Raw genomic sequence first — 25654 nt, forward strand, 5'->3', positions numbered from 1 at the left:
ATCTAAAAGAATCCCTGTTCGATAGTGATGACATCACCCGGCTGAAGTTTTGTCGACATGTCTGCCCGGACTTTCTGATTTTCAGACATGCCCTCGCGGGTAAGAAAAATTCTTTTTTCAGACCCTCTTTCCGTCATACCCTGGGCAAGCGCAGCCGCCTTACCGACGGTTAGACCGGGCTGGTAGCTGTAACCACCGGGCGCCTGAACTTCGCCATAGATAAATACCTGCCGATACTGGGTAACCGAGACAGTTACACTCGGGTTGATCAAGTAGTCCCCTTTCAGGCCTTTCAGAATCACGTTCTCGAGTTCTGCAGGGGTAAGTCCGCTTACTTTTAACTCACCTAAAAACGGATAATTGACAACACCGGACTCTGCCAGCATCACGTCAACACTCAAATCGCTCTCACCGTAAACACGGATTGAAATACTGTCTCCTGCATCAATTCGATATTCTGGAGTAGCAGCTGACACCAGAGAAGCCTGGAATATAAAGCCAAGGAAAACAGCAATCGTTGCTTGAAACGATCCGAATAGAAACTTAAAAGTGGTGCTATGCATCATAGATCCGCCCTTCAAAGTGGAGCCTCAATACCAATAAAGTACCGGGTATTTTGCAGACTCGCAGGAACTTGTACTGTCTCATTTTTCAGGTCAACCAGCCCCATCTGTACCTGAAGCCACTCCAAAGGCTGATAACGTAGAGAAAATCGTGATCGGGAAACTACATCCGTACGCTCTATTCCTACAAATTCACCTTCAGATTTACTAAAGGAAATATCGCTGCTAAAACTTCCCGACCACTGATGCGACCACGAGAACACACGACTATCTACATCAACGAAATCGGCAGCACCAGCTGCCTCCTGGGCATTTCGACCAACAGTTATTGACAGGGTGCTGTAGGTGCGTGGGCGCCACGACGCCGTAATGTCCCAGCGCGCTCCGCTAAAGTCCGGACGCTCGTCCGCAGCAAAAGAGCGCTGCAACTCACCCATGCGAACTTGGATACTGGTTTTCGGCAGTCCGTAGGTAATACTACCCATGATGGATCGCTCTTTACTGTCTCTCGAAACGATGTCATCGACCTCGACATAGTCGAGCTTGCGATCAATGACTTGCACCCCAACAGACCATTGCTCTGTTAACGCATAGTCGCTATCCAACAAGTTATAGGTATCCGTAAAGTCGCGAGATGAATCTTCGAATTCGTTATCCTGGAAACCGTGTGTAACCTGCGTCTGCAACAATCCGTTCTGCCGACCGAGTTGTAAGGCGATATCTGCACTGGGCCGCTTTACTCTCTCTGCCTCAATCAAAATCGGCGCGAGACCGGAATCCTGCGCACGCCCCAAAGACTGCGCTACGTCAACATAACCAGCAGACACATTTACGCCCAGAAAAGATGCCGCGCGCCATTGCCAGCCTAGATCAGCGATGTAGTCTGTAAACTCTTGCCGTGTGTCATTCTGATATACACCGTGCGTACTCACCACATCCACTTCGAGGCTGGTGATATCGGTCTCGCGAGACCATCTGACCTTGGGGGTAACTCTTGTTACCCAATCATCTCGCCGGTTATCTACCGTGAGGTATACATTGTCATCATATTCCCGCTCCAGAAGTAGGCTACTTGTCACCTCAATGCCCGCGGGCAGAGTCACAGTGATGCCATGCGCATAATGCGTCAAAAAAAGTGCACAAACACCAAGCAAACATACCGCCGTGCAAGAGGCTTTCCGTCGCGGTAAATTTTTCTCGAATTGAGCAAAGCGTAAAGATTGCATTATATTCCGAGCCCTTCTTTTGAAGTGAAATGTCGCAGTAAGCAAGTCACTTAATAGGCGTTCTTATGATAAAAACCACGATATATAGTCAGAAAAACGATCCGTAAATCGAGAATGATTGACCAACGACGAATGTATTCGAGATCGTATTCCACGCGACGGCTCATCTTGTCCAGCGTATCTGTTTCTCCGCGGAAACCTTTGATTTGGGCGAGGCCTGTAATACCCGGCTTTACCTTGTGCCGCAGCATGTAACCATTCACAAGGTTGCGATACTCTTCATTGTGCGTGACGGCATGCGGCCTGGGGCCAACGATGGACATGGTGCCACGCAACACGTTGAAAAACTGCGGTAGTTCGTCGAGCGATGTGCGCCGCAAGATTCGCCCAACGGCCGTAATTCTCTGATCCCCGCTTTTGGCCTGCATGACTTTTTCACCATCGTCCATGGTTGTCATACTACGGAACTTCCAAACATAGATCGTACGTCCATCAAGACCATATCGTCTCTGTTTGAATATTACTGGCCCGGGTGACGAGCACTTAACAGCGAGGGCAATCAAGAGCATTAATGGTGAGATCGCGACAAGGATCGCGGTCGCAAGTACCAGATCCTCAAGTCTCTTAAGCCACCCGTCAAAACCTTGGATCGGTGTATCAAATACACTTAGCAGGCTGCTCCCGCCCACCTGATGCCAGCGCGCATGGAGCATTTTCGCAACAAAGAAATTTGGAAGAATATGTACGGTCGCGGTGGTATCTGAGAATTTATCCAGAATCTCACTGATGAGATCTTCTGCCCGCATCGGCAATGCAATAAATACTACATCCAATTCGCCAGCACGGCCTTTTGCAACTGCATCATCGACGCTACCCAGTACATTAAACTCGGAGTCCATAATACGGCGCGACGCTAGGTCCTGTGCTTCAGTGACCTGATAAAACCCGCTCACGCGGATACCATGCTGAGGGTTTACCGAGAGGTCTTTCGCGAGCTTGAAGCCTGAATCGGTACAGCCAATGATGACAGCATTGCGGGTATTTCTGCCGCGAACGCGAATAAAGAAGAGCAACTGACGGAGGCAAAAACGCCAGAACGCAAGGCCGAACAAGGTAAACACCAACCACGCGGCAACCGCCGGACGCAGAAAATCAGCCGCGAATGCGTTGAAAGAATACGCGATGATGATGAGGAATATACAGACCGCTACCCACGCGACCGTCACCGTACCCAGAATACGTACATACGTTTCGCCACGCCAGGATCGATACAATTCGACCGATTCAGCAATAAACGCGAAGCTAACCGACGCCAGAAGCCCGGCGATCAACCAGTCTTTGTCTGGCGTGACATTAAAGTATGCCAGACACGCATAAAGTACGCCCTGAATCAGCAATACATCGAAAAGTCGATAGAGCGCTATGATTCCACTCTGCCGACTGCGGACCCATCCTTGTTCCACGAGAACCCCCTGAGGTGAGATCAATCGATCTCCACGTTCCTTGTTATACCTGCTAATTTTCAGCAACCATGCCGAAAGCAGCAGTACGGTTGGTTGAAAGCTATCGAGAGCTTGTTACATCTCCAATCTCACCAACCTCAAATCCTTCCCTGCACAATCCGGGCCGAAATCTCGCAGGCGAATAACGAATGGTTTTTCGTCTTGCCTCCTCGCGCCACTGGATACTGCGGGGCGCGATTATCATAAAAAAATGTGATGGAACTCAACTATTCTTGTCGCAAGAATCCACGTGAAGCGTAAAAAGGCGCAAGTTGGCACAAAACACAGCAAATGAAACTGAAGTGAAATATTTAGAAGAAATACGCGCCATGCATGTTGGCACTGCCCTAAAATGATTTCCAAAACGTGCATCACGCACAATTTCGAAACACAAATTTGAGAGCGTGTAATTTTGTGTACCAGTTCTCAGAACTTTATTTGTTGACATTATTTTTCGCGCTGCCATATTAGGCGGCGCTAGTCGCAGGGTTTGCGACAGGGAAGCTATTTTCTCATTTTGGGGGGACACGGAATGTCTAGAGTCAACAGAGTTGACCATATCGCCTATGCAGTCGCATCAGGCATGATCGAAAAATGGGCCTGGTATCATATCGAGATCGAAGGCGGCAAGCTCACCAAACGGGTTGACGACGTTCGTCCCGATGACCCCGATAGCAGCATGAAGCTCTGGTGTATCGATTTCGAAAGCTTTGGTGTCGTCTTGGTCGAAGGAATCGACCGCAAGAAAAAGAGCCAGGTATCTGCATTCGCAGAGTGCCACGGTGATCACAGTGTCCAGCATATCGCTTTTGACACGACCAATCTTGAAGATTTCGTCACGCACGCCATTTCCAAGGGTGTAAACCTGCGTGGGCAACAGCTAGTCAGTAACGACGGTTTTGGTGATCTGAAACAACTGTTCGGAAAGGGCTATTCAAAGCAAAACGCGGCACTCATGTCTTTCCCGGAATATGTAGAGCGCCCAAAACAAGGGGCCAGCATGAGTACCAGTGTCCCCCAGAATACCGGCAAGAATTTCTATCAGCGCATAGAAGACGCACGCAATTCCGGGGACACCTCCACTCTAATAGACTTTTCTCTGATGCCGGAAAATTGGGCACCTGGAAAGAACCTCCCTCCCCAACGTGCGTCTGCGGCTAGCACCACGCACACAAGTGAGGAAACCGTTGAGCCAGCCTAGTAGCTGGCCAGCTGCCTTAATGTGTAGCTAAGTACTAGCTACGGACTACTGCTAATCGATTTCCGGATACAGCAAGTATCTGTGTTACTTAATGTCACACGGTGACTAGACCATTATGGAGATGATTGGCGCCTGCCAGGGATGAAATCCGTGTGGAAAAGCGTGAAGCCGAACTGACGGTACAAAACGCGAGCAATAGCCTCGATACCCAGAGTTCTGTAACTAGATCCGAGCGAGTACCCTTTAGTGAAGGCGGCATGACCGTGCCGCAGCGCATACTCGAGAACTCGCGGCTATCTCCAAACAAAACTGCAATTATCTTCGATGGCCAAGAACATACGTATCGCGAACTGATACTGGCCGCGACGCGAATCGGTGAAGTACTAAAAGCACGCGGTGTCACCCCTGGTGACCGTATCGCTGTACTTATGCAGCCGGGTTATACCTTGGTATGTGGTTTGCTCGCCATTCATTTCAGCGGCTGTACCTACGTCCCGATCGACCCAATGTTCCCGAAGACCAGAATTGAGATGATCTTCGAGGATATCGCCCCCTCCGTAATTATTTTCGATCCTAACCATTACTCAGAACCAGGTTCTACATTTGGGGCGACCTTTTCCAACCGCCTGCTAGATGTCACCCAACTTGAAGAATATGATGCACTAGGCCCTGAATTTTCCCCGCCTACAGAAATTTCGTTAGATAACGAATCCCATATATTTTTCACCTCAGGAACAACCGGCCGTCCCAAAGGCGCGGTTTCGACGCATCAAAATTTAGCACATGGAATGTTCTCATCCATCCGCTGCTTCGGGCTAAAACCCGAGATGAGCATACTATCGGTCGCAGGTGCTTCGTTCAGTATTAGCACCTTCGAGCTGCTGGCAATGCTGGCCTGCGGTGGCCACACGGTAGTCGCACGGCGCCATGACATTCTCGACATCAACCGTCTGTTCAAGTTGGCAAGCACGGTCGCGGTTTGGCACTTCGTACCAACACTACTTGCAAGAATTATTGATCACGTAGAGCGTGCCCCGGATAGGGTTGCCCAGCTATCGAATTTGAAATGCATACTCAGCGGCGGCGACAACGTGCCACCAGATCTCCTCGCAAGAATTCGCTACCTCTTGCCTGAAGTAAATCTGTACGTGAACTATGGCGCCAGTGAAACAAATTGTATGGTGACATACTGGCCGGTTGAGCAGCCGAAGCCACACAAAACGAAGATCGGCTTTCCCCAGCAAAATGTCCAGCTGAAGGTCCTGGATAGCAATCGTCGCCCGGTACCCATAGGGGAGGCTGGAGAATTATTTGTAGCAAGTCCGGGGGTCATTAAAGGCTACCTGCACAGGGAAGACCTGAACTTCGAGAAGTTTTATCGCCATGAAGGTATACGATATTTTGCTTCAGGGGATATCGTACGAGCGCATGAAGATGGCACTTTTGAGATGCTAGGACGTGAAGACTTCCAGATCCAGCTCAATGGCAACCGGATCGAGTTATTGGAAGTCGAAGCCGCTGTAAAGCGGGTAAAGGGCATAAGGAACTGTGTTGTTGCCGCGAAGCAACTGCAAAGTGAGGGAAACTCGAAAACCCTAGTCGCTTATGTAGTCATGGAACAGGGTCAGTCGCCAGACGTCAATGAAATAAAGTCATTTCTTTCCGCACAACTGCCGGCCTATATGGTCCCGTCAATGTACCTGGCGACTGAGCAGATACCGACTAATCACAACGGTAAAATTGACCGGATTAACCTGCCCGATCCTGCAGGTTGTGCAATCTTGCAGTCAAGACAACGTGAACCGCTTGTTGGTGAAGTAGAACACCAAGTTGCGAAAGTCTGGCGCGATCTTCTAAAGGTTGACAACATCCATGCACACACGGATTTTTTCGAAACCGGTGGTGATTCAATCGCTGCAGTCCGTGCCGTTGCTAGGCTGTCCGATGCGTACAGTTGCCAGTTGACCATCTCCGATATCGTAGAGAATGCCACCGTCAGAACATTGGGAAATCGAATTTCACAGCAACAATCCAATACTGACCGTAAAGAGAGCACTACCGCCCTAATCCCAGAGGGCTGTATCCCTCTAAGACAAGGGGATCCAAGTTTATCGCCGCTATTGCTAATCAACGGCGTTGTTGAATACCTCCATTTAGCCAAGTCAATAGATTCCAATCGGCCAATATATGCACTGTTTTTGCCGGAAGAGGTGGATTTGATACTCAAGGGATCCACTTCCGATGCAGTCGAAAGCACCAATTCAATTGAAGGTGTATCCCGACTATATCTATCTCTGGTAAAGAAAGTACAACCAAATGGACCCTACCTGCTGGTTGGAAAATCTTTCGGCGGCATTATCGCAATCGAAGTAAGTCGAGCCCTCGTCGAAAGCGGCGAAACCGTGGATCTCATCGGCCTATTGGATACGATTGTCCCCGACACATTCACAGCGCATAAAAAACTGTCATTCAGACTTGGCGAACACCTACGACGTACAGCGGCGGAGGGACCTGCGTATCTGCTCGGAAAGATCAGACAACGACTCTTAACCAGGAAGAGCGCTTCAGGGGATGATCGTGTATCTAATACGGATAGTGAGACAGATAACATCCGTATAAGGCACAAGACTAGAAAAACTGCCATTCTCTCAACGCGGTTAGATAGCATCGAAATGCCTCTCACCCTCATCAAGGCGAGCGATCGCAAATTCCTTTACGGTGAACGCCCACAAAAAGATCTTGGGTGGGGAAAATATGCGAAGAAACTGGTAATACATGAAGTGCCCGGCGAACACCACTCCATGCTCAATGAGGCAAACGCGCCGAACGTCGCCAGAATAATTGAAAAAATAATATAACGAGAATATCGACGCTCTTATGTAAGGCTAGGCACACGTGCTATTCAATTCCATCGAATTCATACTGGTATTCCTACCCCTCGTAATCGCGGGGTACTATATCCTTCGGAATGTCGCTATGTTCCGAGCTGCCTTGCTATGGTTATCAATTTCCTCCCTATTTTTTTACGCCTGGTGGAACCCCAAATATCTACCGCTGCTTGTTGGATCCATCCTATTCAATTTCTTTCTAGGGCAATTGCTTGCAAAACACCACCTAAGATATATTTTTCTAGTTCTAGGAATCAGCACTAATCTATGTATTATTGCACTATATAAATATCTTGGCTTCTTCGCCTCTATAGCTTCAAGTATCACTGGGGCCAGCCTAGACTTACCTGACATCATACTTCCTCTCGCGATATCGTTCTTTACTTTCCAGCAAATCGCTTATCTGGTTGACACCTTTCGCACGGGACGTGCCGAAAAACGATTCGACCGTTATCTGCTTTTTGTCACGTTCTTTCCCCAGTTAATTGCGGGGCCGATCGTGAAACACAGTGATGTCGCATCCCAATTCACACTTCTTGAATCCCGCCGAATACCACTAAATCAGGTGAGCGCTGGTCTACTGCTATTCAGTATCGGCCTTGCCAAGAAAGTGTTAATTGCAGATCAACTTGCTCCCTACGCTACACCAGTGTTTGTCTCAGCGGACCAGGGTTCGGAAATCACACTACTGGAATCATGGGGCGGACTACTCGCGTATACGTTTCAGCTCTATTTCGATTTTAGTGGCTATGCTGATATGGCGCTGGGGATTGCCAAAATGTTTGGCATAAATTTGCCAAAGAATTTTAACTCCCCATATCAGGCGACAAGTATTATTGAGTTTTGGCGCCGCTGGCATATAACACTTTCGAATTTCTTACGTGACTACTTGTATATTCCATTAGGAGGGAACCGCAAGGGATCGCGCAGCGCAAATCTGGTTACCACGATGCTACTCGGTGGTTTGTGGCATGGCGCTGGCTGGAATTTTATTATTTGGGGAGGCCTGCATGGCCTATTCTTGGTGATTAACCACCAATGGATTCGTATCCGCACGGCCATTTTCAGTCAAGTTTACGCACAGGGACACCAGTTACCTACGACGGCTGGTGTCGCGGTTTCATCCGATTCGATCAATACAAGCAATAATACAGAGCAAAGAGCCACAAGAAGTTCATCTCGGATATGGATAAGGTTTAGCAGCCTTCCCGGCATGGTAATTACATTCTTGGCGGTATGCTCGGCGTGGGCATTTTTTCGCGCAGAAACCTTACAGGGCGCCCTCTCAATCCTACAAGGATTTTATGGATTTAATGGGATTCTTCTGCCAGAAAAAATCACGCATATGGCACCAGCACTCCTCAATGATTTTTCAGAATCGAATCGCGGTGATGCATTGGGAGCATTTCCGCACTTAAAAGGTTTCTTGCTTATTGCCATTGCAATGGCAATTGCCTTTCTCACACCAAATTCAAATCAGATTTGCAACCGATGTTTTCCCGGTGATGAATCCCGCACAGCAATTGAACGACGTAGTACTTTGGCATATGCCTGGATGATATGTGCGGGTGTGGCGATCACCCTCAGCTTAAAGACGCTGGCATTCACACAGAGCAGCGAATTTTTATACTTTAATTTCTGACAAATGCGCTATCTATTCACCTTTTTTGCTGGCGTCCTTCTTTGTGTTGCAGCACAGATCGTAATGATCCATATCCAGGAAGGCGTACCGACATCCAGTTCCAAGTGGGCTGCTGACCTATACCACCTCAAGGAGCTTCACGCGAGGAAATATACTACAGAAAAGCTACTCATCCTTTCTGGATCCAATAGCCTTTTCGGAATCTATACACCAGCGCTAGAGAATGCCTATGGGATACCCACAACAAATTTTGGTGTACACGCTGGGCTTGGATTACGTTACATTCTCGACCGAAGCAAGCGCGTCCTAAATAGCGGGGACATCGTTTATCTGCCACTTGAGTATGCGCTGTATCAAGATTCAAAAATTCCTTCGTCACAACTTATGGATTTTTTAATCGCGCGGGATCCTTATTATTTTCGCACGCTACCTGTGCAGGAACGGCTCCTAGGATATACAAACCTTCCCATATCGAGAATTGTTGAAGGGCTGCGCGGAGGTAACGACCGTTATCAAGGCCAATCAGCGAAACTATATAATGTCGCAAATGTCGACGAATCTGGAAATCAGCTTCAGCACTCCGTCAGCCCGCAAATGTCCAACCGTGGGCAGTTAGCCACTCTCAAAGCCAAAGATATTGCTGACGGCCATCTTACCAGTCATTCGCAACGCGTCCTTTCTGAATACTTCGTTTGGGCACGCAAAAATAGTATTTGTGTTATTGGCGCACCTCCTAACCTGCTAGACAATCCCGAATATCATTCAACACGGTTCGATGAGTTTTTTGATGTGGTTCTGGATTTTTATGCAAGTAATGACGTGCCCTTCGCCGGTCATCCGCGCAACTATTTACTACCGATAGACCTGTTTTTCGACACTGAATACCATCTAAATACTAAGGGCATTAAATTACGTACCGAATTGACAATATCTCACCTAGGAGAAGATCCTCGCTCGCTATGCGGTAGGTACGATGCATAATTTCTGAAATTTTCAGTCGCCTATTCTCATTGAATCCTGCTTTGCCCCTACGGCGCCAGCCTTTGCTGCTTTCCAAATATTAGGGCGATCTTGCCAATACAACGGTTAAGTGATCCGACACCTAGATCCACATCAGGGTCGATACTAACCGGGCGAGCCGTCAAGAATCTGAATATTATCTGCAAGCTTGCCGACAGAGTATGAAAGATACGCACTGAAGTTTTCTTTCCGAGTGGAATATCACCGAGTACAACGTCAGGTATCACCTTAAATGTCGCACTAATTGACTCTGGGTAGGTGTCATCGTAAGGGCGATACCGAAGTCCACGCTTCGCGCACTCAAGGATATGCTGTTCATTCGCAGCGCCGAAGTTTTCGCCCAAGGGATAAACCATCAACTCTCGCTCGGGCAACCTGGAATCTGGGTATCCGAGTTCTAACAGTGCTTCGCTGCAGATCAGAGATGCCGCTATTGCCACATCTGGATCCATCTTCGACTTCCAGCCGTAGATGTTGTCAGCCGAAATTTTCTTGTCTATATCGCTTTTCCAAGTCTCTGAAGCCACCCGGACAAGCTCAGCGCCTTTTCGCTCAAGCATTTGTGGTTCAAATTCTTCGCCGATAAACTGGCAAATCTCTGAGACTTTTTCCGCCGGGTCAGTGACAAGATCTTCGTAGCGAACGGTAATGCTGTTTGCATCCTGCGCAAAGAACTTCGAACTTTTCATATATACGCCCATCCACCGGTAAAATTCAGCGATATATGAAGTGGATAGCCCGATATTTTTAATCACCGACGGTATTGAATCACGCGGATCGCGAATAATACGAATAATCTTCGCATCCGGGAAAAGGGCTCTAATGGTGTCGACGTAGAATAAGTGGCGGGGCGTCTTCTCAGCCCAACGTTGCTTACCTTGTACCTCTGCAAAAGCTTCAGGTATTGCTGCGTAAACTGCCTTTACAAAATCATGCCGGGTATCGAGTTGTTTACGTAAATGTTCATTGCTCAAGCCAAAATGACTCGCAAGACTTCGACCATCTGGATATCGGATTTCGTCAAGCTGCTCTATTGTCTTCGCAATCCTGTTATTGCTTTGCGCCAGTGACCTTGCGCGCTTGATCGGCAACGCCCTGAACAGGTCTGTTTCTGGGCCACAGGCAATGCGGCTGTGACTGCCGATAATTGCAGACAGCAATGACGTACCAGACCGTGGCGGGCCTACAATAAAAACTGGCGCGGTACTGGCCGTCGCGGTTACTGCTGATTCCAATGTGTCGTCCTATCCAATGTAGTTTTTTGTGAATACCACAAACAGGTAGCCTGTAATCACGCCCGGTAACAGGAATGCGGTATAGATAATTTCACGTGTAATGCTCATCAAGCCTGCTTGCCACTTCAGGTAAAGCTGGAGGGGTACAACGAACAATGGATATATGCCGAGGAATACCACAGCGGCATAAAAGCCATATTCATACAGGAAAAAAGGTAGGCCAACGCTCAGAATCATTGCCCTCGATAGTGCAATGGGTAACATCTTCTTGGGTTTGCCCGTTGCTTGGTAATATAGCCCCAAACCACGGTAGCGATCCGCAAATAGGCCAATGGCTAACACTGCAAGAAATGGACCCGCCTGGCTATACCGGTCATCATATAGCACTTCAATTAGTGTTGAGCCGCTCACAAATAGGAAACCACAGAAGCCGCAAATGATGAGATCCAACGGTAGCCGAAATCGATAATATACATTTGAACAGTTTTCGCCTTCACGTACTGCCCTGCTTAGCGCCGGGTACATCACTTTCTGCATTATGCTATTTAGTGCACCCCTGACTGACCCAACGATAAAAATTGCAATGGAATATATGCCCATTTCCGCTGCAGTAATGTCGAAAGCCAAAATTATCCTGTCGCCATTAAGCACCCAGTAACCAAGCAATGACGTGGCGAAGATCCATTTCCCGAAATGAAAAATCTCGCGAGCATGATCCCACTGCCATTTCCAACGATTGTTATATCCCGGTAGCAAGATATACTCGGCAAGGACTTTGGCAACATTTGCTACGATGGTCCCCGCAACCAAGGCCCAAATTGTAGGGGAGTATGTAGCCCAGGTGACCATCGTTATGATCGATAAAAGTTGTGACGCAAGCTCTATCGAAGTAACTCTCGCCAAGCGAAGTTCGCGATTTGAAGTAGCGGATTTCGTCGAGCGGAAACCGCTAACGACAAGACTAAATGCGAGAATCGCGAGTACTGCGGGCAAATCCGGATCAGCATAGACGCTTTCTGCCGGCAAAGAAGAACTACCCACCCAAAGTGCAATTGCTATTCCAAAGATAATCGCGGCTAGGGAAATCCCGCGAAATATTTGCAGTATCCACGCGGTGTCAAGGAAATCTCTGTGTGTACCGGCCTTACTCTGAATGATACTTTTTTGGATGCCGACATCAGTGACCATCTGTATCCCGGCAATCACGACATTGGCAAGCGCCATGATTCCGAACATCTCGGGGGCGAGCAGTCGTGTCATGATCAGGTTACTAGCCAAACGAAATATTTGACCAAATGCGTAGCCACCAAACACCCAAAATGCCGCGCTGCGAATCACATAGCGGTTAAACCCTTGTCCAGTACTAGCAGGTGCTTCAGACACCGGGTTACTCATACGTACACCGCAGTGGTTTCTTGTGCTTTGCACTCACTAATTTGCACGAGCGCCCGCTCAAATAGTGTGGCAGAAGTTGTCCAGCTACTTTCCTTGACCGACTTGCTGGCCGCGCCGGACATCAACTTCCATTCATTATCATCGAGTGTCAGTGCCCGGATGATTGATTCTGCCTGAGCTGAAATATCGTCAATACCGTTGAGATAGCCATTAGTGCCATCGCGGATATAATCAGGTGCGCATCCACTACGGGTCGCAATTACCGGACACCCACAGGCCAAGGCTTCCAATATTGGGAGCCCGAACCCCTCGCTTCTGCTACTGAAAACATAGCCTCGGGAGCTCGAGTATATTGCCCGCAATTCTTCTCGATCTGGGGATAGAACAAACTCAACACCGTCGGGGAATTCAATTGAAGGGCTGGGAGCGCTTGCTCCAAACAAAATCAGTCTCGCTTGCGGAACAATCTGTCTTGCTCTGGAAAACGCCGCGAGCGTGACATCGATGCCTTTAAATTTTGACTCTGAATACATGCCACACACGGTAAACGGTGACATCGTTATATTTGCCGGCCGATAAAATTCCTCATGATCCACCGCGTTTGGCACGAGAAATGTATCGTTGTCACCATATTCAGTCGCCATCACATGCGCCAACCACTCGGCGATGACTATTTTTGGAAGACTAGTCTCGTACGTTTTCTTGACCCGTGCCACTGGCATTTCATCATGTACTTCATAGTGCTGCACGAAATAGCATTTGGCGCCCTTTTCCACTGGAAAATGCCGCGTCCACTCTACGGTTTTCCACCAGGTGGTGATTAGTACATCGGCAGATGGGAAGCGATCGGAATTGGACATCTGGTCAGGCGACAAAGTAATGATATTGACACCGTGTAACCGGGAAAAATGAGAATGCTCAATAGGCGAATTCTTGGAAAAACGCCTTTTTAATAGCCGCTTTAGGCCGTTTGAGAACCCACCGTACTTATATTTTGGGCAGACTATGGTAACTTTGTGGCCTGCATCTGACAGAGCCTGAGCATAGATAGCAACGACGCGGCACCCACCACTAAGTGAGGGTACCGGAAATGCGAAAGTAATATTCATCCGTGATTTCGCCTTGTGGTCCGTTGCTAATTTTATCGCCCCTGGTCGGCATGTGTAAATGATTGGAAGACAACGATGTTTTCTTATCGCGGTGGTCAATTTCGCGCGTTCGTCACATTTTTTTGAGGCATTTAGGTAGTACCATTCATATAGCTCAAGCACTGCTGTCATCGCACCGTGAATCCGTTACGAGCTGTTCGTCCGTCGGTTTATAGTTTTCGACAGTTCTCACCAGTCCGAAAATTTCTCTCTCGAGAATCGAATGCAATATGGATTTATGTATTCGAGCTTTCATCCAAATTAGGGATTATCTTTCATGAAGTACTTTTTTATTCATTGCGTAATTTGTCTATTGCTCGTCGGTTGCGGAGGCGGCAGTGGATCGGACGGCGGCAATAATAATCCCCCCGCTGATAATCGCGCACCAGTAGCGGAGGCCGGCAGCAACCAAAGCACCATGCCGGGGCAATCAGTGATCTTGAATGGTGCGGATAGCTCGGATGCAGACGGCGATACATTGAGCTACCAGTGGTCTGTTGTGCAGGCACCATCAGGAGCAGAAACCAGCTTTTCCGCTTCGACCAGTGTGGAAACCAATTTTTCGGCGGATATTCCCGGTACCTATGAAATCCGCCTGACCGTAAACGATGGCGCAGCTTCAGATACGGATTCCGTGAGTGTCGTCATAGCGGAAGATAGTGACGCTCTTGTAGCCAATGCCGGGACCGGCTATTCCGGGGCCGATGGGGAAGATATTACACTTGATGGGCGCGCCAGCACCGGACCTTCCGGCGAGTCGCTAACCTATAGCTGGTCAATCACATCGGGCCCGAGTGATTCTACGGCAATACTTTCTGAACCTAATAGCGCGACCCCAGTACTCAGCTCTGCGTCTGTGGGCAGTTATGAAGTCACACTCGTCGTAACCAGTGAAAGCGGAGGAACTGACTCCGATATCGCCCATATTCTGGTCCTCGACTATCTTCCCATTACACAGGTTGTGGAACACTACACCCAGATCCTGCCAGCGGATGATACTCGGGTTATCTATGTAAGTAGCCAAGAAGGCAACGATGCAAATGACGGCCTGTCCTCCAGTACACCGGTGCAGAGCATCCAACATGGGGCGCGCCTATTACGCGACGGCCATCCCGATTGGCTCGCGCTGAAGAGTGGCGATACATGGGAAACAGGCATTGGCGGCTGGATCAAGTCTGGTCGCAGTGCATCGGAGCCTATGGTGATTACTAGCTACGGGATTGGCGAAAGCCGCCCTCTGTTACGCACACGTGATGAGACCGCATTCCGCTACCAAGGGGGTGGCGGTAGTCCGGAATACGTGGATTTTCTGGTAATCCACGGCCTGCACTTTTACGCGATTTCTCGCGATCCAAACGCCGGGAACAACTTTACCGGTGTGTCGGATGACCGGGGTATTACCTGGTTTCGCGGAACCAACGGCCTCCTTATCGAAGACAATATGTTTGAGCTGTACAAAGAAGCTATTACCCTCGAGGAAATAGACGGCTTCCACATTAGGAACGTCCTGATCAAGAACAATGTATTTATTGACTCATATAATGTGACCGGCAGTCATGCCCAGGGTATTTATCTCGATAAAACAGACAATGTACGTATAGAACGCAACATATTCGACCACATCGGATGGAACGATTCGGTTGCCGGTGCAGAGAAAACCATGTTCAACCACGCTATTTATGTTCAAACCACTAATCGTGATATTGAAATCGTTGACAACATTATCACCCGGAGCTCTAGCAATGGAATTCAGTTACGATCAGGCGGCTTGATGGACGGCAATGTACTGGTGCAAAACGCGATAGGGCTGATGCTAGGGGGAGACCAGGCCCAAGGCAATCCAGGCGTGATCAAGGATAATATTGTTCTACATGGAAGTGATATATCTGCTAGCGAACCGCGAGGCTGGGGTATCGATCTGGCGACTGGTATAGTCTCCGCGGAAATCACCGACAACATTGTCGCTCACGAAGAATCGATTTCGGAAAACCTTATCGCAATTCGTGAGAGTGACTTAGCTACACGCTCTGGCAACGCGGTATACAACTGGGGTGCTCAGTCGGAACCCGCCAGTAGTTTCGTAAACGCCGCGCTGACAATCAATGATTTTGATAGCCATGCCGGTGGAAACGGCACGATGGAGTCCTTTTATAATAATATCCGCGCTCACTCGCAGCGGTCCCCTAATCCGAATTATGATGTAGAAGAGATCCGTCAATACTTCAAAGACGCGTTTTCGCCAGCGCAGTAAGTATTCGCATCAGATATAAAAACGGCCGCCTGGTATTCCAGGCGGCCGTTTTTATGCTCAAATTTATGACCTATTGCTCGCTAAATCCATCAACAAAAAATTGTCTTAGTTGCCTGACCGAATAATCAGGATTCCAAGTTAATCTCGATTGTGCGCGGATATTGCCGATGAACGAATCATAGGTACCGGCACCACCCATGAGTTGATCGAACTCTTCGATTGTGCGTTCTGGATCTATGTAATTCCCAGGGTCATCGGTACCCTCTTCCCATTTATAAACAATGTTGTTGATGTATGTCGCATTTTCTGACTCCTTGATCGCAAAACGATTACTTGCATCACTCATCACATGCGCAACGATATTGTTCTTCACCAATCCATTATTCTGCGTATTGAAATCAATACCCCAACCTCGACGGAGATCACCCGGGCCAATATCATTACCATTTAGCACCACATTATTTATGATCTGTCCATCGCTCGGTGAATTTGTGGCGCGACCTAATAATATGGAAATTGGGTTCCTAATCAGGAAGTTACCCTCGATAATTCCACCCGGTCGTAGCTGCATGCCATGGCTTGAGCTGCGAGAAATAATATTGTTTTTTATGTCGATATCCGTGTTGTCACTCTGGATATAGATCGAGTGGTTAAATTTTGTGGCAACCGCACCTGGATAAGTCGCGTGCCAACCGTTGTGATCAAAGATGTTCTCTTCGATAAGAACCCCCTCAGTCTGCGATACATAAATGCCCTGAGAGTGCGTATCGGTTGCATAAGAATCGACAATTACATTTCTACGGATTACCACGCCACTGATATCAAGATTGTCCAGATCATGAATCTGAATACCCTCTTTATAATGCTCGATGTAATTATCTTCAAACAACAGGTAGCTGCAGCCTCGATACCAGTTGATCCCGCGGTTTGTCGATACCTGGGTAAAACTGGGTGAATCGGGGTCCCGTGTTTCGGAATAAAGATGAAGTCCACTAAAAACAAGGTTATCTATGATCAGTGGCGATCCGCCCCCACCGGATGCGCGCAAACCATCTTTGGTACCGCTCATCAAGAGCGGTCTTTTGGTACCCTCGCCGTAGGCAGTCACAACCATTGGCTCAGATGCGGATCGTCCGCTTTTGACCCATTTGCCCAGCCCCTCCTGCCATTCGTCACCAATCTTTAGCAACAGCCAGTCAGGGCTGCCATCTCTCAGTAAATCCTTCCCGCGGGTAATGCTATTAACTGCTGTTTCAGGAGTCAGTCCGTCGTTTGCATTATCCCCGGTGCTGCTGCTTACATAGATCAGACGCGAATCAGACGCGGGTAAAATTGTGGTAAAGCCCGCCTTTTCAATGGTAATTGGTATATGTGAGAAAGATGAACTGACTTGCGCAACGGTTACCATTCGCGTCGTTTCTGCCGTTGCGCCGGCGGAATCTGTGACACTGTAAATCAGTTCGTAGGTGCCTGGCGTTGTGGTATCGACCTCCCCGGCGACATCAATTTTCGCGTTGAGATTTCCGTCCTCTGTATCGTTCGCTGTCGCACCCGGATCCGAAAATTCTGTATTCTGCTCCACTTCTAGAGAGGCAGCTCCGTTTAAATTGATCGTAGGCGCGTTGTTTTCAGCGACATTTACCAGTCGTTCGATTGATGCGGATGCGCCATCGGAGTCCGTAACCTGATATCCGATAACGTAGTTACCCGGTACATTTGAAGTAATCGGTAAGCCGGTAACGATTATTTGGTCGGTCAAGTCTCCGTCCTCACTATCGTTCGCCGTGGCGCCCATATCTTCGTACGCTTCACCGTGGTGCAGTTGGATATTGTTGGCACCAACCAATTGAATCTCTGGCGGACTGTTGGTGTCGCCATCTCCCGGATCCGGTGGATTCCATCCTCCACACCCTGTACAAATGAGCATTATCAAAACGTACATTGAATACCTGGACATTCGTTACCTCGTCTCTCGCAGTACAAAAAAGCAGAAAAAGTATGGGTTAGCCGCTTTTCTTTTCCAGATTCAGACGAGAATATTTGCTTCGATTGACACTTTTTGTGAAACGATTTACTAATCGGTCACACCATTTTCCATTCTATAAGAACAAACTACTAGCTTGCACAACAGGCAAACCATCAAAATATTTCAAACGCTTATCTCCGCGTCGCGTGCTAGTGTCGCATCCGTCGTGGCTTGTACGCCTATGCCCACCAGCTCGTGAAAATTCGATGCTCGGATTAGGGGACCCTGACAAGGGTGTGACCCTTCCGATAGCGCCATAGGGAAAACTAACCAAGTGCGAATCCGTGCAAATAGCAATAATGGTGCGCATTTACCCTGTCTCCTTTCGACTGTGTCAATGATCTTCGCGCCGTTATGGTATTATCCCATCCGTCATCTATATCGATACGGCCTACGCGATACATTTAGTTATCGATCGCGCATAAGGATCAACTTACTAAGTAATTCCTTCATTCCACTCCCGAAAAGGAGACATCTCAGGAGTATGGTGGTTTTAGTGCTATCGCGTGTTTTCTACGCCAAGTGATAGCAGGTAGAAATTGATTATCAAACAAGGATGTTAAGATGCATGACTGCAGACGAATGGCAGTTCTAATCCCAGAATTTCCCGGACAAACACATATTTTCTTTTGGCGTGAGATTCAGGCGCTCCGCGAAGCGGGCAACCATGTCGAAATCATATCCACGCGCAAACCGCGCGCAAAGAACTTTCACGAATTTTTTTCTCAGGTTAGCGATACCTACTACCTTACGAAGATCCCAGTCATACGACTGATTGCGCACATCCTGGCAAATCTACCTTGGCTGATGCGTTCAGTACTATATTGCTTTCGGCTACAGGCTAGCTTTTCAGACAAGTTGCGCACCCTGTTATTTATTCCGCTCGCAGCGAATCTTCAGTTGTATTGCAAAACAAAAGAGATAGGACATATTCATGTCCATTCATCTGCAGATGCATCACATATAGTAGCGATCGGTGCCCTGTCGGGTAAATTCACATACAGTGTCTGTATTCATGGCAATCTCAATCAGTATGGCCGCAACCATCCAGAGAAGTTATCAGGCGCTTCTGCAATTATCACTGTGACAGAACCGCTGCGTAGTGAAATTCTGGACGCACTTCCGAACTACCCTAGAGATCAGGTACACGTTGTACCAATGGGTGTAAATGTGAGCAAATTTTTGCCACGTACTTACGCGGAATTCGGCACCAAACCAATCATCTTGACCTCCGTAAGTCGATTGGCGTATGTCAAAGGGCACACCTATACGCTGCAGGCATTAGCGCAACTCCCAGAAAACCTTAACTTCATTTATAAGATCGTCGGTGACGGCGAAATGCGGGAGAAGCTCGAGCAGGAAGTGCATGAACTCGGACTCACCGACAAGGTCGTATTCATGGGCTTCAAAAAAGAGCAGGAAGTTAACAAGATTTTACAGACAACAGATATTTTTGTATTAACAAGTTTTGGCTTCGGCGAAGCTGCACCTGTAGCAATCATGGAGGCGATGGCATGCGGTGTTGCTACCGTATGCTCAATTATAGGTGGAACAAGAGACATGATTACGGACGGGCATGACGGCATGCTTGTGCGGCAAAAAGATGTTGAGGATATTAAACGAGCTATTTTATTCCTTCTGGAAAATAGTGGGAAAATAAAAGCCATCTCGGAAAACGCTCGTGCAACTGCGGAAGAAAAATTTTGCCACCGCCGTGTAGCCAACCGGCTGGCACAACATATCATACATGCCTGACCTGCTCGATAGATTCGAACTCACTCGACGTTATTGCTTGCCTATATATTTTTTCCAGTGCCGAGCCTTTATTTTTCCATGAATATAGCTCGGCTTGCTTCCTTGCCGCTAAGGCCATATCAAAAAGTCTCTTAGGGTTGTCCTTCAAAAATCTGATTTTCTCAGCTAACTGCTTTACAACGTGCTCTCGGGATATTGGCTCTATCTTAAAACCACTATTTTCCGTCACGTATTCACCGATTCCGCCATTGTTTACGACCAGACATGGCGTCCCGGCTGCCATCGATTCCATCACAACTGCTCCGCCAAATTCACGAACCGACGGAAAACAAAAAAGATCTGCATCTTTGCACTCGGCCGGTACATCAGCGTGCGGAATCCAGCCTTTGAAATCTACCAGAGCAGTTAACTTGTTATTCGCCACATAATCCGTTAGCTGTTTCCTCTGGGAACCGTCTCCAACGATAGTAAACTGCAAATGTTCCTTATCCGTTTCGGAAAGTTCAGCCAGCGCTTCCAAAATCATATCACAACCCTTATATGGCTCCAGTCGGCCCAGAAACAGGAGTTTGAACATGGACCTAGCATTTGTAGACTTACCTTCACAGAAGCTGCGACTTTCCGCCTCTTTTCCAATTTGCAAAGCGGATTTATAGAACATTTCGTTGGCGGCATTTTCATACATCAAACGCATCTTGGCGGACTGTGATGGGAATACCTTTTTTAACCAGGAGTCTGTGTATGACGAGCCCGTCAAAATTACGTCAGCATGCTTGTAGGTCGCACGATAGCCGGGTACCAGCCATACACCGACACTGCGGATCCAATTGAAGTAACTAAACTCCCGTCTTCCTATGTTCCGAAAGGCTTCTGGATAGGGAACACCACCGTTTACAGGCCCAAGAATGAATTTTGTTTCTCGCTCAGATTTACGACACGCAGCGGCAATAGAATACGGATATCGCGGCATAATTGGCGTCAACGCATGGACGATTTCATAGTCACCGTTGGCGACATTCTCCGCAAATTCTTGATCAACGAAACGGTTAAAGAAGAAATAGATTGGAAACTGTAGCAGGTGGCGCAGTGGCCAAACAGTTCGCCCGCGGAAAGTCGTGAGAAATGCTATTAGTTTGTAGTAGGCAATCTCTGTGCGTGTCTGCTCATAATAAGTAATGTCGCTGGTATGTCCTGCGCGATAAAGCGCTTCCTTATTCCGACAATGTGTCACCAAATGAACATCAGCAAAGTCACTTATAATCTTATAAAAATTATAACCAACCAGCGGAACCGAGCTTAGCTCTGGATTACAACTTTCAATTACCAACAGTACTTTAATTTTCATTTTGTCGGCCTAGTGCTGAGTCATTCCACTGCGAATTCCAGTATTTATCACCGGCGCTCGTTTACCAAAAATTCGCGTTGCCAACTTCGTTATTATCATAGTGCTGATTTTTTTTGGATTAACGGGATAATATGTTTTGGCTTTAGCCTTAAGCCCTGTCAATCTTGATATTTTCTGAACAATTTCGGGAAACTTTTCTTGATCCGTTAGTTCATCGAAGTTGACCTCCAACACATCATTCGATACTCCACTCCAAAATTCAAAAAAGTCGTCTACCTTTTGTTTATATAGATCAACATCATTTACCAGACCCCAAGACTGAGTCGATCGAAGCGTCTGGTCTACCGGCCTACGTAATAGAATGACATGTGACTGCTCAACAAGCTTCTCGATAGTCGCTCGCATATTTTCAGGCGCGGCCTGAGGAAAATGGGTTTTGACAACACACCTCCCGATCTGCAGACCATTATTGATATATTGGTCCCTATTCATCTTACTTCTAAATAGCTGGTCAGCATCGACATATAGCGGTTTCTTCGCCAGCTCTGAGAAATTATTCAATAGCAAGTCTATCGCCAAGTGTGTTCCGGAACGCATAACAGACGCTACTATAATTGGCTTACCACTACCCTTGGGGATTATTCCAGGCGGGCACACCACACGCGGGTTTGTAAATGGCACTAGATGTTTACCTATTACATTAATCAGACTTCTAAACATATCCACGATTTTTTCACAATTTCTCTGAAGATTTTATTGAGCTGGCAGTTGCACAGCCGAGTTTCCTATTATGGGTTCCCGATCCGCAGATTCACGTCGACGTGATTTTCGAAACTTATGATTCGCACACATACCGATGGCAGCGCCATACAAAAAGAACACCCAATTGTGTTGCGAAGCATTTGGAATCTGATCAACCATCAGCATTGCGATGGTCACGCAAAAAGTCGCACATACCTGAGCATGTTGTGGATCACGAATCTTACTCAAAAACGCTTTGCCATTTTTTACTGCTAACATCGGTAGTCCAAGGAATACCAAATAGCCAAGTAGACCAAACTGGGTAAACTTGATAATCCAGTAACCATCTGTGACCACACCATCAATACGGTTACGGTCCCACCCTCCCCAACCGAACAGTATTTTTTCCTGACCATGTGCAAGCATGATTTCTTCATTTCCAAATCGGAACGCCAACGAACCAACCTTATCAGGCCCAAAAACGGCGGCCAGCTCCAGTAGTCTGTCGTGAGGGATGTAGTTAAACATGGCCAATATTGGATAGAAAAATACAGCGGATGCAATTATGTACGCGCCCAAAGTCGATAGTCTTGATGGCAAGACCGCGAGCATAAGAAAGCCAAGCGTACCCAGGAGCCAAGCCCCAACAGACTTACATATCAAGAGAAGGAATAATCCATACAGAACAAAGACGATGTTTGGCAGAATGAAGATCTTTTGTTTCGCTTTCCATAGTCCGGTCATTGCGAGCAAGACAACAACAGAAAAATTAGCAACCAATAGCCCGTGCCCCATGAATACGACCGGCCGGTATCCCCCAAATCGGATTTGCTGATTAAACGCATGGGGGAAAAAGCCATAGATCCATGTGTGGAGCTGCGGGCTCAGCACCACTTCGATAATCATCAACGGCGAGTAGAGAACCCCAGCAATTGCGACCAGTCTTAGGACATTAATGCCATCTTTTATGTCTTTGACAAGAATTGACGCGAGGGCAAATGGAACCAGTGTAAATGCCATCTGAAATGTCATTGAAATTAGGTCTTTAGGTGAAAGGGCAGGTTTCACCCGTACTCCCGTGAACACAGGATCGAGATTTGTAAGTACCGTCAGGCTTGAAATTAGCAGGCCGGTAACAAGTAATAACTTGCTGCTGAATGTCGGCGGAAAGCGAAACTTTACCTTTTTAATAAGAAAGCAGCCGATGAGTGCGCTGTACGCTGCAACATTTTGCTTGTCTATATTGGGTAAGATAGGAAGTACAAATGCGACCTTCTGAGGCAGAAACATATATGCGCCAAAAATCGTCCAGAAGGTAGCCGTCAACGCACTATATTTTCTGTATAGCAGTAAGGATAGAAATGGCCATACTAAAACAGCCAATAATGCTATTGTATTTGGCATGACTCAAGCTGGAGATTGATATCGAAGCTGTCGCGTAAAATTCGTGTGTTTTTCGCGAGATTAAATTCTGACTCTACCTTTGATATTGCATTATTGATTTTTGTTACGCTGCTTTCTGGCGTCTCATTTACGACATTTTGGATTGAGACCGCCAAGGCACTTGCGTCAGGTTCAGACAAGCTTCCCGTAATGCCATCAATTACCAGTTCAGGAATTCCCGATACCGAAGTTGCAATTACCGGGACCCCACGCATCATTGCCTCCATCAACACGACCGGAATGCCATCCATATCGCCGTTGGAGTCGACTTTCCCGGGAAACACGAAGCAATCAATCTTTTCATACCAACTGGAAACAAGATCGTGCGGTAGAGCACCGCCGAAAGAGACATTCTCTGTCAATCCGTGACTTTGAACGAGAGCTTTAAGACTTTGCTCCAGCGGTCCATGACCCATGATCTCGAGCTTAATATTGGTTTGGTGTGGCGATAGTTTTGCCATCGCATTGATCAATATATCAACACCTTTTTTCTCAACGAGTCGACCTAAAAAGCCAAGAACAACCACTCCACGTTCCTGATTAGACTGATCCCGTGGAGAAAATTGATTGGTGTCTACGCCGCATCGAACCAGCACCATTTTGTCCGCAGGAATGCCCTGGGACTTAAGCACTTGCATGTTGAAGGTGGAAATTGTTGCAACGAACTTCGCGCGTTCACCCTTCTGTCGCATCAGGTATGCACGCTGAAAAATGTCATTTGCGTGGGCGGTAAAGCTAAAGGGCGTGTCCAGCAGCATGCTGGTATACATTCCAATGTCGGTAGCGATATGCGAAAAATGGCAATGAATATGATCAATATTCTCCATGAGCAACCTGTTGGAGAGATAACCAGCCACCAGGAAACGGTATATCTGGCCTAACGCGAGCTTTGGGTCTTTTACACAGAGCAGGCTATCCCCTAGGCAATGTCGCGCGCTCTTTAGGTAGGTTAGCGGATGCTTCGCCAGGAACTTAACGTTTTCAACTAATACATGCTGCAGTTTCTTCCCATACAGGTAGTGGCAATTTTTTGCTATTCGTACAATCTGTTCATCTGCACCACCAGTCTCCACCGAATGCAGTGAAAATGGGAGAACGGTTTTCCCCAGCTTTTCCAGCTCAAGAATCTCGTTGTATACGAAGGTACTGGACTTACCAGGTATTTCAGGAGCGATGTAGGCAATGCGCCCACTATTTTCTATCTTTGCCATGAGGTTCCTTCTCATGCTCCTCTTAGCAGGGATTTGTCGGTAGGGGACCTGGCTACATCGTTAGTATTTGTGTTTTCGGCATTCATCCGAGCTTGTAACAATGCATTTCCCGTGGCATTTGCGTCCGGATTCCAGCGGGAGGCATTGGTAGCTTCCAGGCGCTCCACCGCTCTATGTCTTCCCACAAGTAGTGAGCGAGATTGATACCAGCGGATTTCTTTGATCAATTCTGGATCATCCAGCTGCTTATCTTGCCTAAATAACGCTTTTAGATAGCCGTAGTACATTGCAATGCCACCGATGACGTATGGGTATTCGATGGCCCTAAACACACAGGTTGCGAGCATGTATAACCAGCCCGTACCCATAAAATACTGTCCAAATCCGTGACGGGCGCGGCCTGCCAGGACACCGTGTTGGCTGGAACCCATCACACGGAGATGGATGAAATTGAGCTCTGGCTCATCCCAGCTCAACGCACGCCACCCCATTTCTCTACATTTGTGACAATCAATTGCGTCCCACATAACTTCCCGCACAAACCCACCAATCTGTTCAAAGCATTGGATACGATAGAACTTTGTCATCCCTGCTGACATCTCGTCACCGCGGCGCTCACTGACCAGTTTGCCGTCTCGCTCGTTATAGGGTTTGCCACTGCAAGTACCGATTCGCGGGTCCGCCTCCATTTTTTCCATCAAATGCTCGAAATATCGCGCGGGTAGTTCGAGATCCAGGTCCAATTTACAGAGATAGCTGTACTTCGCTCGATCAATGGTTTTCAGACCAGCATAGAAAGTATCGACAACCCCTGGACCGACGTTGCGATACCCGCGGTTCTCGCGGGTTAAAATACGGATGAATGGGTACTTATTTGCATACTCAGCGAGAATTTCGCTCGAGCCATCGGTGGACCCATCATCGACAATGACCCAGAGCCTCGGTGGTGCTGTCTGCGCCACGACGCTATCCAGCGTCCGCTGCATATATTCTGCTTCATCGCGACACGGCGAGATTATGACGTAATCTCTATTCTGCACTTGTACATTCCCTTGCATAAAT

The 25654-nt window shown here is 47.7% G+C and carries 18 protein-coding genes; 6 read left to right on the forward strand and 12 right to left on the reverse strand.

The window, feature by feature from the left end; genetic code table 11:
- Positions 1-2 precede the first annotated feature (2 nt).
- Genes ACP15R_RS19695 through ACP15R_RS19705 form a run of 3 tightly spaced genes read right to left on the reverse strand, consistent with a single transcriptional unit; the run spans position 3 to position 3252 of the window.
- Positions 3-566 carry a polysaccharide biosynthesis/export family protein gene (locus ACP15R_RS19695; RefSeq protein ID WP_224868403.1) on the reverse strand — a complete coding sequence of 188 codons (564 nt, stop codon included), beginning with the start codon at positions 564-566 and terminating at the stop codon, positions 3-5.
- An 11-nt stretch (positions 567-577) separates the two neighbouring features.
- On the reverse strand, positions 578-1789 hold the full coding sequence (locus ACP15R_RS19700; protein ID WP_224868400.1) for a hypothetical protein: 1212 nt from the start codon (positions 1787-1789) through the stop codon (positions 578-580).
- A 50-nt stretch (positions 1790-1839) separates the two neighbouring features.
- Positions 1840-3252, reverse strand: a complete 1413-nt coding sequence (locus ACP15R_RS19705; protein WP_224868398.1) for an undecaprenyl-phosphate glucose phosphotransferase — start codon at positions 3250-3252, stop codon at positions 1840-1842.
- A gap of 571 nt (positions 3253-3823) precedes the next feature.
- On the opposite strand from ACP15R_RS19705, the gene ACP15R_RS19710 reads away from it, so the two are divergent.
- The 4 genes from ACP15R_RS19710 (at position 3824) to ACP15R_RS19725 (ending at position 10003) form a co-directional block, all read left to right on the forward strand.
- Positions 3824-4492, forward strand: a complete 669-nt coding sequence (locus ACP15R_RS19710; protein ID WP_224868396.1) for a hypothetical protein — start codon at positions 3824-3826, stop codon at positions 4490-4492.
- Positions 4493-4644: 152 nt separating this feature from the next.
- Entirely contained in the window at positions 4645-7350 is a 2706-nt protein-coding gene (locus tag ACP15R_RS19715; RefSeq protein WP_224868394.1) for an AMP-binding protein, read from the forward strand.
- Positions 7351-7468: 118 nt separating this feature from the next.
- Entirely contained in the window at positions 7469-9022 is a 1554-nt protein-coding gene (locus ACP15R_RS19720) for an MBOAT family O-acyltransferase (RefSeq protein ID WP_224868392.1), read from the forward strand.
- Positions 9023-9085: 63 nt separating this feature from the next.
- Positions 9086-10003, forward strand: a complete 918-nt coding sequence (locus ACP15R_RS19725) for a hypothetical protein (protein ID WP_224868390.1) — start codon at positions 9086-9088, stop codon at positions 10001-10003.
- 47 nt (positions 10004-10050) lie between these two features.
- Here the strand turns inward: ACP15R_RS19725 and ACP15R_RS19730 are convergent, their stop codons facing one another.
- From ACP15R_RS19730 to ACP15R_RS19740, 3 genes are read right to left on the reverse strand one after another with little or no spacing between them, the layout of a single operon-like run.
- Positions 10051-11277 carry a sulfotransferase family protein gene (locus ACP15R_RS19730; RefSeq protein ID WP_224868388.1) on the reverse strand — a complete coding sequence of 409 codons (1227 nt, stop codon included), beginning with the start codon at positions 11275-11277 and terminating at the stop codon, positions 10051-10053.
- A 9-nt stretch (positions 11278-11286) separates the two neighbouring features.
- Positions 11287-12660, reverse strand: a complete 1374-nt coding sequence (locus tag ACP15R_RS19735) for an oligosaccharide flippase family protein (RefSeq protein WP_424987902.1) — start codon at positions 12658-12660, stop codon at positions 11287-11289.
- A gap of 8 nt (positions 12661-12668) precedes the next feature.
- Positions 12669-13952: a glycosyltransferase family 4 protein gene (locus tag ACP15R_RS19740; protein ID WP_224868384.1), complete on the reverse strand. Its 1284-nt coding sequence runs from the start codon at positions 13950-13952 to the stop codon at positions 12669-12671.
- 145 nt (positions 13953-14097) lie between these two features.
- Between ACP15R_RS19740 and ACP15R_RS19745 the strand changes: the two genes are divergently transcribed.
- Positions 14098-16071, forward strand: a complete 1974-nt coding sequence (locus tag ACP15R_RS19745; RefSeq protein ID WP_224868382.1) for a PKD domain-containing protein — start codon at positions 14098-14100, stop codon at positions 16069-16071.
- Between the two features lie 70 nt (positions 16072-16141).
- Here ACP15R_RS19745 and ACP15R_RS19750 read toward each other — a convergent pair whose 3' ends face one another.
- The gene (locus ACP15R_RS19750; protein ID WP_424987904.1) at positions 16142-18028 is read right to left on the reverse strand and encodes an immunoglobulin-like domain-containing protein; all 1887 of its coding nucleotides are present in this window, start codon (positions 18026-18028) and stop codon (positions 16142-16144) included.
- Positions 18029-18661: 633 nt separating this feature from the next.
- Between ACP15R_RS19750 and ACP15R_RS19755 the strand changes: the two genes are divergently transcribed.
- Complete coding sequence (locus ACP15R_RS19755; RefSeq protein WP_424987905.1) at positions 18662-19852, forward strand: glycosyltransferase family 4 protein; 1191 nt, start codon at positions 18662-18664, stop codon at positions 19850-19852.
- Here the strand turns inward: ACP15R_RS19755 and ACP15R_RS19760 are convergent.
- From ACP15R_RS19760 to ACP15R_RS19780, 5 genes are all read right to left on the reverse strand, one after another.
- The gene (locus ACP15R_RS19760) at positions 19839-21197 is read right to left on the reverse strand and encodes a glycosyltransferase family 4 protein (RefSeq protein WP_224868376.1); all 1359 of its coding nucleotides are present in this window, start codon (positions 21195-21197) and stop codon (positions 19839-19841) included. The two genes, ACP15R_RS19755 and ACP15R_RS19760, sit on opposite strands and share 14 nt — an antisense overlap.
- Positions 21198-21206: 9 nt before the next feature.
- On the reverse strand, positions 21207-21923 hold the full coding sequence (locus ACP15R_RS19765; protein ID WP_424987906.1) for a hypothetical protein: 717 nt from the start codon (positions 21921-21923) through the stop codon (positions 21207-21209).
- Between the two features lie 27 nt (positions 21924-21950).
- A complete protein-coding gene (locus ACP15R_RS19770) occupies positions 21951-23264 on the reverse strand; it encodes a hypothetical protein (protein WP_424987907.1) in 1314 nt (437 codons plus the stop codon).
- A 62-nt stretch (positions 23265-23326) separates the two neighbouring features.
- Positions 23327-24592, reverse strand: coding sequence for a glycosyltransferase (locus ACP15R_RS19775; protein WP_224868371.1), 1266 nt, complete (start codon positions 24590-24592; stop codon positions 23327-23329).
- 11 nt (positions 24593-24603) lie between these two features.
- Positions 24604-25650 carry a glycosyltransferase family 2 protein gene (locus tag ACP15R_RS19780; protein WP_224868369.1) on the reverse strand — a complete coding sequence of 349 codons (1047 nt, stop codon included), beginning with the start codon at positions 25648-25650 and terminating at the stop codon, positions 24604-24606.
- Between the last annotated feature and the right edge of the window lie 4 nt (positions 25651-25654).

The sequence above is a fragment of the Microbulbifer sp. S227A genome (assembly GCF_049800935.1).

Coding starts and splice junctions, on each gene's coding strand:
- ACP15R_RS19695 (WP_224868403.1), bottom strand. CDS start 566: ATGATGCATAGCACCACTTTTAAGTTTCTATTCGGATCGTTTCAAGCA.
- ACP15R_RS19700 (WP_224868400.1), bottom strand. CDS start 1,789: ATGCAATCTTTACGCTTTGCTCAATTCGAGAAAAATTTACCGCGACGG.
- ACP15R_RS19710 (WP_224868396.1), top strand. CDS start 3,824: ATGTCTAGAGTCAACAGAGTTGACCATATCGCCTATGCAGTCGCATCA.
- ACP15R_RS19720 (WP_224868392.1), top strand. CDS start 7,469: ATGTTCCGAGCTGCCTTGCTATGGTTATCAATTTCCTCCCTATTTTTT.
- ACP15R_RS19725 (WP_224868390.1), top strand. CDS start 9,086: ATGATCCATATCCAGGAAGGCGTACCGACATCCAGTTCCAAGTGGGCT.
- ACP15R_RS19740 (WP_224868384.1), bottom strand. CDS start 13,952: ATGACAGCAGTGCTTGAGCTATATGAATGGTACTACCTAAATGCCTCA.
- ACP15R_RS19745 (WP_224868382.1), top strand. CDS start 14,098: ATGAAGTACTTTTTTATTCATTGCGTAATTTGTCTATTGCTCGTCGGT.
- ACP15R_RS19750 (WP_424987904.1), bottom strand. CDS start 18,028: ATGTCCAGGTATTCAATGTACGTTTTGATAATGCTCATTTGTACAGGG.
- ACP15R_RS19755 (WP_424987905.1), top strand. CDS start 18,662: ATGCATGACTGCAGACGAATGGCAGTTCTAATCCCAGAATTTCCCGGA.
- ACP15R_RS19760 (WP_224868376.1), bottom strand. CDS start 21,197: ATGAAAATTAAAGTACTGTTGGTAATTGAAAGTTGTAATCCAGAGCTA.
- ACP15R_RS19775 (WP_224868371.1), bottom strand. CDS start 24,592: ATGGCAAAGATAGAAAATAGTGGGCGCATTGCCTACATCGCTCCTGAA.
- ACP15R_RS19780 (WP_224868369.1), bottom strand. CDS start 25,650: ATGCAAGGGAATGTACAAGTGCAGAATAGAGATTACGTCATAATCTCG.